Annotated in this window: 11 protein-coding genes; 9 read left to right on the top strand and 2 right to left on the bottom strand. The window is 72.3% G+C overall.

All coding sequences use genetic code 11. The features are described 5' to 3' along the window. Positions 1–51 precede the first annotated feature (51 nt). The 4 genes from pepN to AB0D85_RS29155 all read left to right on the top strand — a co-directional run bounded on the left by pepN (position 52) and on the right by AB0D85_RS29155 (position 5,488). Positions 52–2,478: an aminopeptidase N gene (gene pepN, locus AB0D85_RS29170; RefSeq protein ID WP_362326428.1), complete on the top strand. Its 2,427-nt coding sequence runs from the start codon at positions 52–54 to the stop codon at positions 2,476–2,478. 273 nt (positions 2,479–2,751) lie between these two features. Continuing rightward, positions 2,752–3,543 carry a DUF5819 family protein gene (locus tag AB0D85_RS29165; RefSeq protein ID WP_362326425.1) on the top strand — a complete coding sequence of 264 codons (792 nt, stop codon included), beginning with the start codon at positions 2,752–2,754 and terminating at the stop codon, positions 3,541–3,543. After that, positions 3,540–4,757: an HTTM domain-containing protein gene (locus tag AB0D85_RS29160; RefSeq protein WP_362326422.1), complete on the top strand. Its 1,218-nt coding sequence runs from the start codon at positions 3,540–3,542 to the stop codon at positions 4,755–4,757. Before AB0D85_RS29165 ends, AB0D85_RS29160 begins: the two co-directional genes overlap by 4 nt. Next, positions 4,754–5,488 (top strand): TrmH family RNA methyltransferase, encoded by a 735-nt coding sequence (locus AB0D85_RS29155; protein WP_362326419.1) that lies wholly within the window; start codon positions 4,754–4,756, stop codon positions 5,486–5,488. The genes AB0D85_RS29160 and AB0D85_RS29155 overlap by 4 nt, the downstream gene beginning before the upstream one ends. 81 nt (positions 5,489–5,569) lie before the next feature. Here AB0D85_RS29155 and paaN read toward each other — a convergent pair whose 3' ends face one another. Continuing rightward, positions 5,570–7,261, bottom strand: a complete 1,692-nt coding sequence (gene paaN / locus AB0D85_RS29150) for a phenylacetic acid degradation protein PaaN (RefSeq protein ID WP_362326416.1) — start codon at positions 7,259–7,261, stop codon at positions 5,570–5,572. Positions 7,262–7,409: 148 nt separating this feature from the next. Here paaN and AB0D85_RS29145 point away from each other — a divergent pair, with 148 nt between their 5' ends. Further along, positions 7,410–8,924 (top strand): 3-hydroxyacyl-CoA dehydrogenase, encoded by a 1,515-nt coding sequence (locus AB0D85_RS29145; RefSeq protein ID WP_362326413.1) that lies wholly within the window; start codon positions 7,410–7,412, stop codon positions 8,922–8,924. Next, positions 8,921–9,508 carry a TetR/AcrR family transcriptional regulator gene (locus AB0D85_RS29140; RefSeq protein WP_362326410.1) on the top strand — a complete coding sequence of 196 codons (588 nt, stop codon included), beginning with the start codon at positions 8,921–8,923 and terminating at the stop codon, positions 9,506–9,508. The genes AB0D85_RS29145 and AB0D85_RS29140 overlap by 4 nt, the downstream gene beginning before the upstream one ends. Before the next feature lie 2 nt (positions 9,509–9,510). On the opposite strand, the gene AB0D85_RS29135 is transcribed toward AB0D85_RS29140, so the two are convergent. Then, entirely contained in the window at positions 9,511–9,999 is a 489-nt protein-coding gene (locus AB0D85_RS29135) for an Lrp/AsnC family transcriptional regulator (protein WP_362326711.1), read from the bottom strand. A gap of 187 nt (positions 10,000–10,186) precedes the next feature. Here AB0D85_RS29135 and pdhA point away from each other — a divergent pair, with 187 nt between their 5' ends. Genes pdhA through AB0D85_RS29120 form a run of 3 tightly spaced genes read left to right on the top strand, consistent with a single transcriptional unit; the run spans position 10,187 to position 13,673 of the window. Next, complete coding sequence (gene pdhA / locus AB0D85_RS29130) at positions 10,187–11,335, top strand: pyruvate dehydrogenase (acetyl-transferring) E1 component subunit alpha (protein WP_362326407.1); 1,149 nt, start codon at positions 10,187–10,189, stop codon at positions 11,333–11,335. Continuing rightward, positions 11,332–12,336 carry an alpha-ketoacid dehydrogenase subunit beta gene (locus AB0D85_RS29125; protein WP_362326404.1) on the top strand — a complete coding sequence of 335 codons (1,005 nt, stop codon included), beginning with the start codon at positions 11,332–11,334 and terminating at the stop codon, positions 12,334–12,336. Before pdhA ends, AB0D85_RS29125 begins: the two co-directional genes overlap by 4 nt. Then, positions 12,336–13,673: a dihydrolipoamide acetyltransferase family protein gene (locus AB0D85_RS29120; protein WP_362326400.1), complete on the top strand. Its 1,338-nt coding sequence runs from the start codon at positions 12,336–12,338 to the stop codon at positions 13,671–13,673. The genes AB0D85_RS29125 and AB0D85_RS29120 overlap by 1 nt, the downstream gene beginning before the upstream one ends. The last annotated feature ends 151 nt before the right edge of the window (positions 13,674–13,824 follow it).

Below are 13,824 nucleotides of genomic sequence, written 5' to 3'. Positions count from 1 at the left end.
CTGGCGCCCGTGTGTCCGCCAATGGGGGACGGGCACCCGAGGGAGGACTCCATGGGGATCCGAAGCCTGACTCGTACCGAGGCGGAACACCGGTCCGCGCTGATCTCGGTCGAGCGCTACGACGTGGACATCGACCTCACCGCCCTTCCCGACGGACCGGAGATCCGCTGTGTCTCCACGGTCACGTTCACCTGCCACGAGCCCGGCGCGGAGACCTTCGTCGACTGCGCGGCCGAGGTCCGTGCCGCCACCCTGAACGGCACCCCGCTCACCCCCTCCGACGACGGCCGTATCCCGCTGCCCGGCCTGGCCGCGCACAACGTGCTGCGCGTGGAGAGCGTCCAGGCCGACACCACCACCGGCGAGGGCGTGCACAAGGCCACCGACCCCGCCGACGGCGAGGTCTACGTCTGGACGAGCTTCGAACCCGACGAGGCCCGGTTCGTCTGGGCCTGCTTCGACCAGCCCGACCTCAAGGCCCCGCACGCCTTCACGGTCACCGCCCCGGCCGCCTGGACCGTCCTCAGCAACTCCGGCGGCCCGCGCGTCGAGGAGCAGGGCGGGGCCCGCCGCTGGACCTTCCCGGACACCCCGCCGCTGTCCGTGTACAACACCGTCGTCAACGCGGGGCCCTTCCACGGGATCCGCCGCGAGGCCGACGGCCACGACCTCGGCATCTACGCCCGCCGCTCGCTCGCCGAGGTCCTCGAACGCGACGCCGACGAAATCTTCACCCTCACCCGCCAGGGCCTCGCCTTCTTCGCCGAGGCCTTCGCGATGCCGTTCCCGCAGCGCACGTACGACCAGGTGTTCATGCCCGAGTTCGGCGGCGCGATGGAGAACTACGGCTGTGTGACCTGGTCGGACGCGTTCCTGCGGCGGGCCACGCCGACGCATGCGGAGCGCGAGCGGCTCGCGCTCGTGCTGCTGCACGAGATGGCGCACATGTGGTTCGGCAACATCGTCACCATGCGCTGGTGGGACGACCTCTGGCTGAACGAGGCCTTCGCCGAGTTCGCCTGCCACTGGGCCGCCGAGAGCGCCACCCGCTACACCGACGTCTGGGCGGGCCACCTCGCCGACGGCAAGCTCAAGGCGTACCTCTCCGACCAGGGTCCGGCCTCCCACCCGATCCACCAGCCCATCCACGACGTCGCCCAGGCCGCGTCGATCTTCGACAACATCACCTACCCCAAGGGCGCCTCCGTCCTCCAGCAGCTGATGACCTACGTCGGCGAGGACCGTTTCCGTACCGGCATGGCCGCCTACTTCGCCCGGCACGCCTGGGGCACCACCACCCTCCAGGACCTGACCGACGCCCTCGCCGAGGCCAGTGGCCGCGATCTGGCCATCTGGCGGAAGGCCTGGCTGGAGACCGCCGGCACCGACCGCTTCACCCTGGAACTCGACGGCGACACCGTCACCCTGGTCGCCGACGGCACCCCGCGCCCCCAGGTCCTGGCGGTCGGCGCGTACGACCGCGACGGCGACGCCCTGGAACGCGCCGCCCTGGTCCGCGTCGAGGTGACCGAACCGCGTACCCCGGTCACCGGCCTCCCCGCCACCGCCGACCTCCTGCTGATCAACGACGGCGACCTCACCTTCGCCACCACCCGCCCGGACCCCACCACCCGGGACACCCTCTTCCGCACGGCGGCCCGGCTGCCCACGGCCATCTCCCGGGGTGTGGCCGCCGCCACCGTCTGGGACATGCTCACGGCCGGCGAGGCCACGGCGGCCGAGGCCGGACAGTGCCTCACCGCGGTCCTCGCGGCCGAGACGTCCGACGCCGTGATCGAGCCCTACCTCACCCTCGTCACCACCATCGCCGAACTCTGGGCCCCGCCCGCCGAACGCCCCGCGCTGACGGAGGCCGTGGCCGCGGTCTGCCGGCGGCTCGCCGCCGACCCGGGCCGCCGCCAGGTCGCCCTGCGGGGCCTCGCCCGCACCGCGACCGGCGCCGACGACCTCGCCTGGCTCCGCGACCGGGCCGGCGACGACGTCGACCTGCACTGGCGGGCCCTCGCCCGCGAGGCCGAACTCGGCGGCGACGTCTCCGCCGAGTCCGCCGCCCTCCTCGAACGCGACCCGGACCCCGACGCCTGGGTCCGCGCCCTCACCGTGCGTGCCGCGCTCCCCGACGCCGCCGCGAAGGCGGAGGTCTGGCAGCGGCTGGCCGTGGACCGCGCGGTGCCCATCGGGTCGGTCAATCCCGTGCTGACGGCCTTCTGGCGCCCCGGCCAGGACGCCCTGCTCGCCCCCTATGCCGAGCGCTACCTGGAGACGATTCCCCGGCTGGACCAGGGCGGCATGATCCAGGCGATGGTCTACACCTCCCTGCTCTTCCCGCCGTACGCCATCGAGTCCGCTTACCTCGACAAGGCCCGGCAGGCGGTCCAGGACGCGGCCCCCGTGGTCCGCAAGACCCTTCTGGAGCGCTCGGACCTGATCCGCCGCATGCTGCACGCCCGCGGCTGACCCTCCTTTCAATCCCTCCTCGGCCGCCCCCGGCGGGGCCCGCAGGCGGTCCGTGGAGCCCGTGCGACCTGCGACGACCCGGACGGGGAGGCTCCGCCGGGGTGCCGCCGGGCCCGCTCGGAGTGGCGATGGCCACGCTGCCGGGCTCGCTCACGGGGCTGCGCCCGGTGGCCGGTGCTGAGTACCGTTCCGTGCGAGTGCCGGGCAGCGGCACCCCGGCCGGTCCCGGACCGGCCGTCCGGACGAGGCGGCGGGATCGGGGAACGGGGCGGAATGGACGACGCGTACGACAAGGGCGCGTACGACGAGGACGCGGACGCCCGGCAGGGGCCGGAGGGGCCGGAGGGTGCGAGCGGGACGCGTCCGGTGCGGACCGGTGACCCCGCCGAGCCCGTCGGCCCGCCGCCGTCCGCGCCCCGCACCGGTGTCGCCGCCCTCTCCCCCCGGTACCAGGTCGGCGCGGCCCTCGCCCTGGCCCTGGTCGCGGTCGCCGCCTGTGTGCACCTCGGGATGGTGTTCCTGAGCCTCGCGCCGGCGAACACGGTGACGAAGCAGCACGGCAAGGCGATAGAGGAATGGGTGTACCCGGAGTTCGAGCAGAACTGGAAGCTCTTCGCCCCGAACCCGCTGCAGCAGAACATCGCCGTGCAGGTGCGCGCCGACGTGCTGGCGCAGGACGGCACCACGACCACCACCGGCTGGAACGACCTGTCGGCGCAGGACGGCAAGGCCATCGACGGCAGTCTGCTGCCGAGCCACACCGTGCAGAACGAGCTGCGCCGGGCCTGGGACTTCTTCGTCACCACGCACGGCACCGACAACCGCCCCATCGGCCTGCGCGGCTCCCTGTCCGAGCAGTACCTGCGCCGGATCGTCGTGATGCGCATGTACGAGGGGGACGCGACCAGCGAGAAGGGCACCATCGAGCGGGTCCAGGTGCGTTCCAGCACCACCAATGTGCCCCCGCCCGACTGGAGCGGTGAGAAGGTCTCCGACACACCCGTCTACCGGGTGCTGCCCTGGTGGACCGTCACACCGGACGAGGCGAACGGGGGTGTGCGGTGAGCCGTTTCGCCCTGTGCCTGTCCCGGGCCATCGCCCGGGTCACCGGGTCCGCGTTCGGCCCGTACCAGACCGCCGTCGTCCGCATCGGCTTCGCCGCCACCTGGCTGCTCTTCCTGCTCCGCGAGTACCCGCACCGCCAGGAGCTGTACGGCCCCCACGCCCCCTGGAGCTTCGACCTCGCCCAGCAGCTGACCGCCGACAACCACGCCTTCACGGCCCTGCTGGCCTCCGACGGCCAGGCCTTCTTCGAGACCTTCTACGCCCTGGCCGTCCTCTCCAGCGCTCTGCTGCTGCTGGGCTGGCGCACCCGCGCCATGTCCCTGCTGTTCATGGTCGGCGTGCTGTCCCTGCAGAACCGCAGCGTCTTCGTGGGCGACGGCGGCGACAACGTGCTGCACCTGATGTCCTTCTACCTGGTGTTCACGCGCTGCGGCCAGATGTGGTCCCTGGACGCGCGCAGGGCCGCCCGCACGAGCGCCGCACGCGCGCGGGGCGAGATACTCGCCCCCGACCGGGTGGGCCCTGCCTTGTGGGCGGTGTCCGGTCTCCTCCTGGCCGCGGCCGGCCTCACCGGCCGTACCGGCGGCGGCTGGCTGGTCCCGTCCCTCGTCTGCGCGACCTGGGCGGGCGTCGCCCTGTGGTGGGCGGTGGGCCGCTGGGCACGCACGCCCGAGCCCCGGATCCTGCTGGACGTCATCGCGAACATCCTGCACAACGGCGCCCTGTTCGTGATCATGGCCGAGGCCTGTCTGATCTACGCCACCGCCGGCTGGTACAAGATCCAGGGCTCCCGCTGGCAGGACGGCACCGCCGTCTACTACCCGCTCCACCTGGACTACTTCTCGCCCTGGCCGGCCCTCGCCGACCTGCTGTCCGCCAACGGCACGCTGGTGATGCTGGTGACCTACGGGACGGTGATGGTGCAGGTCGCCTTCCCGTTCACGCTGTTCAACCGGCGGGTCAAGAACGTGCTGCTGGCGGCGATGATGACCGAGCACGCGGTGATCGCGGTCGTCCTCGGACTGCCCTTCTTCTCCCTCGCCATGATCGCGGCGGACTCGGTCTTCCTGCCGACGGCCTTCCTGCACCGCCTCGGCCACTGGGCGGCACGCGGGCGCGGCCGCGTCCTGCGTCGGGCCGATCCGGATCCGGTACTGCCCTCACCCCGCTCCCCGGAGGCCGACGACCAGCCCCGCGTAGGCTTCGGGACATGACCGACCCCCTGAACCACTGGGCGGGGCTGGCCGGCACCGCCGTCCTGCTCGACGGCTTCCACGCCCTCAAGCACGCCCTGCGCTTCGGCGCGGAGGTCCCGGTGGCGGTCACGACGGACCGCACGGCGGCCCTGGCCCTCGCGGACGAGCTGGCGCCGGACGTACGGGAGGCGCTGGCCGCGCTGCTGACGGAGGTGCCGCCGGAGACGTACGCGTCCCTGGTCCCACGCCCGCACCCCACGGCTGTCGCCGCCCTGGCCGTACGGCCGTCCCGCGAGGCCAACCTCCGCGAGCTGGCCCGCGTCCCGCGCACGGCCCCGATCGTGGTCCTCGACGAACCCCGCAACCTCGGCAACGCGGGCGCGGTGATCCGCCTGGCGGCGGGCTTCGGGGCGACGGGAGTGATCACGACCGGCACGCTCGACCCCTGGCACCCGACGGTCGTACGAGGCGGAGCGGGGCTCCACTTCGCGACGGCGGTGGAACGTCTGCCAGTGGCCGAACTGCCGCAGGGCCCGCTGTTCGCGCTGGACCCGGAGGGCGAGGACATCCGGGCCACAAAGCTCCCGCCCGACGCGATCCTTGCCTTCGGCTCGGAGCGGACGGGGCTGTCGGCGGAGCTACGAGCGAGGGCCGACCACCTCCTACGGCTCCCGATGCGCCCCCAGGTGAGCAGCTACAACCTGGCGACGAGCGTGGCGATGACGCTGTACCACTGGAGCGCTTTGTAAGTGGCCTGGGCTGGAGCGCCCCTTCAGGGGCGCGGGGAACTGCGCGACCAGCCCCCACGCACCCGCAGTGAAGGGCCGCTCTTACGCCTCCCTGCGTACCTCGATCACCCGGAACCGGTTCGCCACGAACGCCCCGTCGCACAGCGCCGCGTTCGCCGCCGGGTTGCCGCCCGAGCCGTGGAAGTCCGAGAACGCCGCCGTCTGGTTCACATACACCCCGCCCACCAGGTTCAGCGACAGCTGCGCCGCCTCCTCCAGGCAGACCTCCTCCACGGCGCGCTCCACGTCCGCGTCCACGGTGTACGCACCGACCGTCATCGCACCCTTCTCCCGGATCGTCCGCCGCAGCAGCTCCGTCGCCTCGGCGGCCGAGTCGGCGGCGACCGCGAAGGACACCGGGCCGAAGCACTCGCTCATGTAGGCCGCCTCGTCGTCCGGCTTGGCCCCGTCCAGCTTCACGATCACCGGCGTGCGGACGACCGCGTCCGGGAACTCGGGATTGGCGATCTCCCGGGACGCGAGGGCGACCTCGCCGAGCCCGGCGGCAGCCTCCAGGCGGGCCTTGACGTCGGGGTTGACGATCGCGCCGAGCAGCGCGTTCGCGCGGGCGTCGTCGCCGAGCAGACCGTCGACCGCGCGGGCGAGATCGGCGACCACCTCGTCGTACGTCTTCGGCCCTTCGTCGGTGCGGATGCCGTCGCGGGGGATCAGCAGGTTCTGCGGGGTCGTGCACATCTGGCCGCTGTACAGGGACAGCGAGAACGCCAGGTTGGAGAGCATGCCCTTGTAGTTGTCGGTGGACTCGACCAGCACCGAGTTGACGCCGGCCTTCTCCGTGTAGACCTGCGCCTGCCGGGCGTTCGCCTCCAGCCAGTCGCCGAAGGCGGTGGAACCGGTGTAGTCGATGATCTTGATTTCCGGGCGGGTGGCGAGCGTCTTGGCGATGCCCTCTCCGGGGCGTTCCGCCGTCAGCGCCACCAGGTTGGGGTCGAAGCCGGCCTCGGCGAGGACCTGGCGGGCGACCTGGACGGTGAGGGCGAGCGGCAGCACCGCGCGCGGGTGCGGCTTCACCAGGACCGCGTTGCCCGTGGCGAGGGAGGCGAACAGACCCGGGTAGCCGTTCCACGTCGGGAAGGTGTTGCAGCCGATGAGCAGCGCGATCCCGCGCGGGACCGGCTTGAACGCCTTCGTCAGGGCGAGCGGGTCGCGCTTGCCCTGCGGCTTGGTCCACTCGGCCGTGTCGGGCGTGCGGACCTGCTCCACGTACGCGTACGCCACCGCCTCCAGACCGCGGTCCTGGGCGTGCGGGCCGCCCGCCTGGAACGCCATCATGAACGCCTGGCCGCTGGTGTGCATGACCGCGTGCGCGAACTCGTGCGTCCGGTCGCTGATCCGCTTGAGGATCTCCAGACACACCACCGCGCGCGCCTCCGCGCCCGCGTCGCGCCACGCGCGCTGCCCGGCCCGCATGGCGGGAAGAAGCGTGTCCACGTCGGCGTGCGGGTAGGTCACGCCCAGGTCGATGCCGTACGGGGAGGTCTCGCCGCCGACCCAGTCGTCGGTGCCGGGCTGGTCCAGGTCGACACGGCCGCCGAGAAGGGCGTCGAAGGCGGCCTTGCCCGCCGCCGCGTCCAGGCTGCCGTGCTCGCCGTAGGCCTTGGGGTGCTCGGGGTGGGGTGACCAGTACGCGCGCGTGCGGATCGCCTCCAGCGCCTGGTCAAGCGTGGGCCGGTGCTTGGCGATCAGCTCGTGCACGGTGAGTTCGGCGGTCATGCGGGACCAACTCCTCGTCTGATGAGCTCCCCTTCGAGCTCATGACCTGGGCAGGAACAACCGGACAGAGTTAGAGTAACCGAACGATCGGTCGGGACAAGGGGGCCTGCCGTATCTGTGGAAAACCCCGTGCGGGAGGATCGCGCACATGACAGCACTCGACCTCAACAGCCCCGTGGGCGTCGCCGGCGCCGGCACCATGGGCCAGGGCATCGCCCAGGTCGCACTCGTCGCGGGCCATGTCGTACGGCTGTACGACACCGTCCCCGGGCGGGCCCAGGACGCGGCCGCGGCGATCGGCGCCCGTCTCGACCGGCTCGTGGAGAAGGACCGGATGACGGCGGCCGCCCGGGACGCGGCCCGCGCACGGCTGCGGCCCGCCGAGGAGCTCACGGACCTCGCGGACTGCGCACTGGTCGTGGAGGCCGTCCTGGAGCGTCTGGAGGCCAAGCAGGAGCTGTTCCGCGCGCTGGAGGACATCGTCGGCGAGGACTGTCTGTTCGCCACCAACACCTCCTCCCTGTCGGTCACCGCCATCGGCGGCGGCCTGCGCGGCGCCTCCCGTCTCGTGGGTCTGCACTTCTTCAACCCGGCCCCGCTGATGCCGCTGGTCGAGGTGGTCTCCGGGTTCGCCACCGACGTCACGTCGGCCACGCGCGCGTACGAGACCGCCCGTGCCTGGGGCAAGACACCGGTCGCCAGCGCGGACACCCCCGGCTTCATCGTCAACCGCATCGCGCGGCCCTTCTACGCCGAGGCGTTCGCGGTCTACGAGGCGCAGGCCGCCGACCCGGCCACCATCGACGCGGTACTGCGCGAGAGCGGCGGCTTCCGGATGGGCGCCTTCGAGCTGACCGACCTGATCGGCCAGGACGTCAACGAGGCGGTCACGCACTCCGTGTGGCAGGCCTTCTTCCAGGACGTCCGCTTCGCGCCCTCCCTGGCCCAGCGCCGGCTGGTCGAGTCCGGCCGTCTCGGCCGCAAGACCGGGCACGGCTGGTACGACTACGAGGACGGCGAGGAGCGCCCCGAGCCGCACACCGCCGAGCCGGCCCAGCCGCCCGCCTACGTCGTCGCCGAGGGCGGCCTGGGCCCGGCGGCCGAGCTGCTCGCGCTGATCCGCGAGGCGGGCATCCAGATCCGCGAGGAGGACGAGGACCACGGCACCCGCCTCGTCCTGCCCAGCGGCGGCCAGCTGGTGCTCGCCGACGGCCAGACCTCCGTCGAGTTCCGGGACGTCGTCTACTTCGACCTCGCCCTCGACTACCGCCGGGCCACCCGCATCGCCCTGTCCGCAGGCCACGACACCCTGCCGCAGACCCTGGGCGAGGCCGTCGGTCTCTTCCAGGCGCTCGGCAAGCAGGTCAGTGTCATCGGCGACGTGCCCGGCATGATCGTCGCCCGCACGGTCGCCCGGATCGTCGACCTGGCGCACGACGCGGTCGCCAAGGGCGTCGCCACCGAGGAGGACATCGACACCGCGATGCACCTGGGCGTCAACTACCCGCTCGGCCCCTTCGAGTGGAGCCGCCGCCTCGGCCGTGACTTCGCCTACGACCTCCTCGACGACCTGCACCTGCGTGATCCGAGCGGCCGTTACGCCCCCTCCCTCGCGCTCTACCGCCACGCCTACGCCACCGAGAAGCGGGAGGGCGCCTCATGACCACCGCCAAGCGCGACACCTACACCCCCGAGACGCTGCTCTCGGTGGCCGTCCAGGTCTTCAACGAGCGCGGTTACGACGGCACCTCCATGGAGCACCTCTCCAGGGCGGCCGGCATCTCCAAGTCGTCGATCTACCACCACGTCACCGGCAAGGAGGAACTGCTGCGCCGCGCGGTCAGCAGGGCGCTGGACGGTGTCTTCGGGATCCTCGACGAGGAGCACGCGTGCGTGGGCTCCGCCGCCGACCGCCTGGAGTACGTCGTACGGCGCATGGTCGAGGTGCTGATCGCCGAACTGCCCTATGTGACGTTGCTGCTGCGGGTGCGCGGCAACACCGACACCGAGCGGTGGGCGCTGGAGCGGCGCCGGGACTTCGACCACCGGGTGGCCGAGTTGCTGAAGGCCGCGGCCGCCGAGGGCGACATAAGGGGCGATGTCGAGGTGCGGCTCGCGACCCGGCTGGTCTTCGGCATGGTCAACTCCGTCGTGGAGTGGTACCGCCCGGACGGGCACGGCGCGAGCGGACGCGAGGTCGCCGACGCCGTGGTGCGGCTGGCCTTCACGGGCCTGCGCGCGCACTGACGTCAGTTGTTGTCCGGTTCCAGGTCCTCCTCCTCGAACACCAGCAGCGTGCGGGTGCTGAGCACCTCGGGGATCGCCTGGAGCCGGGTCAGCACCAGCTCCCGCAGCGCCTTGTTGTCGGGCGTGTGCACCAGGAGCAGGACGTCGAAATCTCCCCCCACCAGGGCGATGTGGGAGGCGCCGGGCAGCTGGCGCAGCTGCTCGCGGACCGTGCGCCAGGTGTTCTGGACGATCTTCAGCGTGATGTACGCCGAGGTGCCCTGGCCCGCCCGCTCGTGGTCCACCCGGGCGCCGAAACCGCGGATCACCCCGTCCTCGATGAGACGGTTGATGCGTGCGTAGGCGTTGGCGCGCGAGACATGGACGCGTTCGGCCACCGCCCGTATCGACGCCCGGCCGTCCGCCTGGAGGATCTGCAGGATGTCCTGATCAATGGCGTCCAGCGGGCGCGCGGGCGGCAGCGCGGCCCGATCCTGCGGGCCCTCGGCCATTTGTTCAGGAGCCATGTCCCCCCGCCTTCCTGCCATGGACGTACTGCGTTCATTCCAGGTTGTGGAGAACCGTTTGTCCACAGCCTGATGCCGCCTGTAGCCAAAATGTGCCACCTACCGAACAATCGGTAGGTGGGACGGGTCACAGCCCGATCCGTCTCCCGTACCCCCATGAGGAGGTGCCGTCATGACGGTCATGGAGCAGCGCGACGCATACCGTCCGTCGCCGCCGCCCGCCTGGCAGCCCCGGACGGACCCCGCGCCGCTGCTGCCCGACGAGCGCCCGTACCGCGTCCTCGGAACGGCGGCGGCCGCCAAGGCCGACCCGGAACTGCTGCGCAGGCTGTACACCCAGCTCGTGCGCGGCCGCAGGTACAACGCACAGGCCACCGCCCTCACCAAGCAGGGTCGGCTCGCCGTCTACCCCTCCAGCACCGGCCAGGAGGCCTGCGAGGTCGCCGCCGCGCTCGCCCTCCAGGAGCGCGACTGGCTCTTCCCCAGCTACCGCGACACCCTCGCGGTGATCGCCCGCGGCGTGGACCCCGTCGAGGCGCTCACCCTGCTGCGCGGTGACTGGCACACCGGCTACGACCCCTACGCCCACCGTGTGGCCCCGCTCTCCACCCCCCTCGCCACCCAGCTCCCGCACGCCGTCGGCCTCGCCCACGCCGCCCGCCTCCAAGGCGACGACGTGGTCGCCCTCGCCATGGTCGGCGACGGCGGCACCAGCGAGGGCGACTTCCACGAGGCCCTGAACTTCGCCGCCGTCTGGCAGGCCCCGGTCGTCTTCCTGGTCCAGAACAACGGCTTCGCCATCTCCGTCCCGCTCGCCAAACAGACCGCCGCCCCCTCCCTGGCCCACAAGGCCGTCGGGTACGGCATGCCGGGCCGCCTGGTCGACGGCAACGACGCGGCCGCCGTGCACGAGGTCCTCAGCGATGCCGTACGGCACGCGCGCGAGGGCGGCGGCCCCACCCTCGTCGAGGCGGTGACCTACCGCGTCGAGGCCCACACCAACGCCGACGACGCCAGCCGCTACCGCGACGACGCCGAGGTCGAGGCCTGGCGCGACCACGACCCGATCCTGCTGCTGGAGCGCGAGTTGACCGACCGCGGGCTGCTCGACGAGGACACCGTCCGCAACGCGCGCGAGGACGCCGAGACCATGGCCGCGGACCTGCGCGAACGCATGAACCGCGACCCGGAACTCGACCCCATGGACCTCTTCGACCAGGTCTACGCCGAGACCACCACGCAACTGCGCGAACAGCGCGCTCTGCTGCGGGCCGAGCTGGAAGCCGAGCAGGACGACCACCGGGAAGGCGGCCACCGATGACGACCGTCGCCGTCAAGCCCGCCACCATGGCCCAGGCCCTCACCCGCGCGCTGCGCGACGCGATGACCGCCGACCCCACCGTGCATGTCATGGGCGAGGACGTCGGCACCCTCGGCGGGGTCTTCCGGGTCACCGACGGCCTCGCCAAGGAGTTCGGCGAGACGCGCTGCACCGACACCCCCCTCGCCGAGGCCGGCATCCTCGGCACCGCCGTCGGCATGGCCATGTACGGGCTGCGCCCGGTCGTGGAGATGCAGTTCGACGCCTTCGCCTATCCCGCCTTCGAGCAGCTCATCAGCCATGTCTCCCGGATGCGCAACCGCACCCGCGGCAGGATGCCCCTCCCGATCACCGTCCGCGTCCCCTACGGCGGCGGCATCGGCGGTGTCGAGCACCACAGCGACTCCTCCGAGGCCTACTACATGGCCACCCCCGGCCTGCACGTGGTCACCCCCGCCACCGTCGCCGACGCCTACGGCCTCCTGCGCGGCTCCATCGCCTCCGACGACCCGGTCGTCTTCCTCGAACCCAAACGGCTGTACTGGTCCAAGGACTCCTGGAACCCCGAGCATCCGACGGACGTTGAACCCATCGGCCGCGCGGTGGTGCGCCGCACGGGGCGCAGCGCCACGCTCATCACCTACGGCCCGTCCGTACCGGTCTGCCTCGAAGCCGCCGAGGCCGCCCAGGCGGAGGGCTGGGACCTCGAAGTCGTCGACCTGCGCTCCCTGGTGCCGTTCGACGACGAGACGGTCTGCGCCTCGGTACGGCGCACCGGGCGAGCGGTCGTCGTACACGAGTCGGGCGGGTTCGGCGGACCGGGAGGGGAGATCGCGGCCCGGGTCACGGAGCGCTGCTTCCACCACCTGGAGGCGCCGGTGCTGCGCGTGGCCGGGTTCGACATCCCCTACCCGCCGCCGATGCTGGAGCGCCACCACCTGCCCGGCGTCGACCGCATCCTGGACGCGGTGGCGCGTCTGCAGTGGGAGGCCGAGGGCTGATGGCACAGGTGCTGGAGTTCAAACTGCCCGACCTCGGGGAGGGGCTCACCGAGGCGGTGATCGTCACCTGGCTGGTCCAGGTCGGCGAGGTCGTCGCGATCGACCAGCCGGTCGTCGAGGTCGAGACGGCCAAGGCGATGGTCGAGGTCCCCTGCCCCTACGGCGGTGTGGTCACCGCCCGCTTCGGCGAGGAGGGCACCGAACTGCCCGTCGGCGCCCCGCTGCTGACGGTCGCCGTCGGCGAAGCGACCACGCTCCCCGAACCGGAGGGCTCCGGCAACGTCCTGGTGGGGTACGGCACGGGGACGCCTCCGGCGCGCCGCCGCCGAGTCCGTACCTCCGCCACGGAGCGGGCCAACGGCACGGCCGGCCGCGGCACCGAAGCGGAACGGGCGCCCCAGGTCGCCGTGGCGGAACCGGCAGCCCACGCGCACGTGCCCACACCGCCTGTGTCACCCGCCCCGCTCACCGACGGCCCGGTCCCGGTGATCTCCCCGCTGGTGCGCCGCCTCGCCCGCGAGAACGGCCTGGACCTGCGCCGGCTGGAGGGCTCGGGCCCCGAAGGGCTCATCCTCCGCGCCGACGTCGAGGACGCCCTGCGCGCCGACGCGGCCCGCCCGACCGCCAAGACCGCACCGCCCAAGCCCACGGGCACCCGCACACCCCTCAAGGGCATCCGGGGCGCGGTCGCCGACAAGCTCTCCCGCAGCCGCCGGGAGATCCCCGACGCGACCTGCTGGGTGGACGCCGACGCGACCGAGCTGATGCGCGCGCGGACCGCGATGAACGCGGCGGCGGGCCCGAAGATCTCCCTCCTCGCGCTTCTCGCCCGGATCTGCACGGCCGCCCTGGCCCGCCACCCCGAGCTGAACTCCTACGTCGACGTCGAGGCCCGCGAGATCGTCCAGCTCGACCACGTCCACCTGGGCTTCGCCGCCCAGACCGACCGGGGCCTGGTCGTCCCTGTCGTCCGCGACGCCCACGTCCGCGACGCCGAGTCCCTGACGGCGGAGTTCGCCCGTCTGACGGAGGCGGCCCACAACGGAACCCTGACCCCCGCGGAACTCACCGGCGGCACCTTCACGTTGAACAACTACGGCGTCTTCGGCGTCGACGGCTCCACCCCGATCATCAACCACCCCGAGGCGGCGATGCTGGGAGTGGGCCGCATCACCCCGAAGCCATGGGTCCACGAGGGCGAACTGGCGGTCCGCCAGGTGGTCCAGCTGTCCCTGACCTTCGACCACAGAGTCTGCGACGGCGGCACGGCGGGCGGATTCCTGCGATACGTGGCCGACTGCGTAGAGAACCCGACGGTACTTCTAAGGACGCTCTAGCCGTAGGGCCCCGTCAGGGGCGCGGGGCTGTATCGATATGCGGCTCCGCCGCGTGGGCGCGACCAACCACACACCACCCGCACTCGCGCACGGACACACAGTCCCGCCCCCTCAGGCGTCACACCACCGCCTGTTCCCCGTGATCAGAACG

Origin of the sequence: Streptomyces sp. NPDC048277, assembly GCF_040652235.1 — a bacterium.
Classification (GTDB): Bacteria; Actinomycetota; Actinomycetes; order Streptomycetales; family Streptomycetaceae; genus Streptomyces.
This window is presented reverse-complemented; position numbering and strand designations above follow the sequence as displayed.

Excerpts from the sequence above, each read along its gene's own strand:
- pepN (WP_362326428.1), top strand. The coding sequence starts at position 52 with ATGGGGATCCGAAGCCTGACTCGTACCGAGGCGGAACACCGGTCCGCG.
- AB0D85_RS29165 (WP_362326425.1), top strand. The coding sequence starts at position 2,752 with ATGGACGACGCGTACGACAAGGGCGCGTACGACGAGGACGCGGACGCC.
- AB0D85_RS29155 (WP_362326419.1), top strand. The coding sequence starts at position 4,754 with ATGACCGACCCCCTGAACCACTGGGCGGGGCTGGCCGGCACCGCCGTC.
- paaN (WP_362326416.1), bottom strand. The coding sequence starts at position 7,261 with ATGACCGCCGAACTCACCGTGCACGAGCTGATCGCCAAGCACCGGCCC.
- AB0D85_RS29145 (WP_362326413.1), top strand. The coding sequence starts at position 7,410 with ATGACAGCACTCGACCTCAACAGCCCCGTGGGCGTCGCCGGCGCCGGC.
- AB0D85_RS29140 (WP_362326410.1), top strand. The coding sequence starts at position 8,921 with ATGACCACCGCCAAGCGCGACACCTACACCCCCGAGACGCTGCTCTCG.
- AB0D85_RS29135 (WP_362326711.1), bottom strand. The coding sequence starts at position 9,999 with ATGGCCGAGGGCCCGCAGGATCGGGCCGCGCTGCCGCCCGCGCGCCCG.
- pdhA (WP_362326407.1), top strand. The coding sequence starts at position 10,187 with ATGACGGTCATGGAGCAGCGCGACGCATACCGTCCGTCGCCGCCGCCC.
- AB0D85_RS29125 (WP_362326404.1), top strand. The coding sequence starts at position 11,332 with ATGACGACCGTCGCCGTCAAGCCCGCCACCATGGCCCAGGCCCTCACC.
- AB0D85_RS29120 (WP_362326400.1), top strand. The coding sequence starts at position 12,336 with ATGGCACAGGTGCTGGAGTTCAAACTGCCCGACCTCGGGGAGGGGCTC.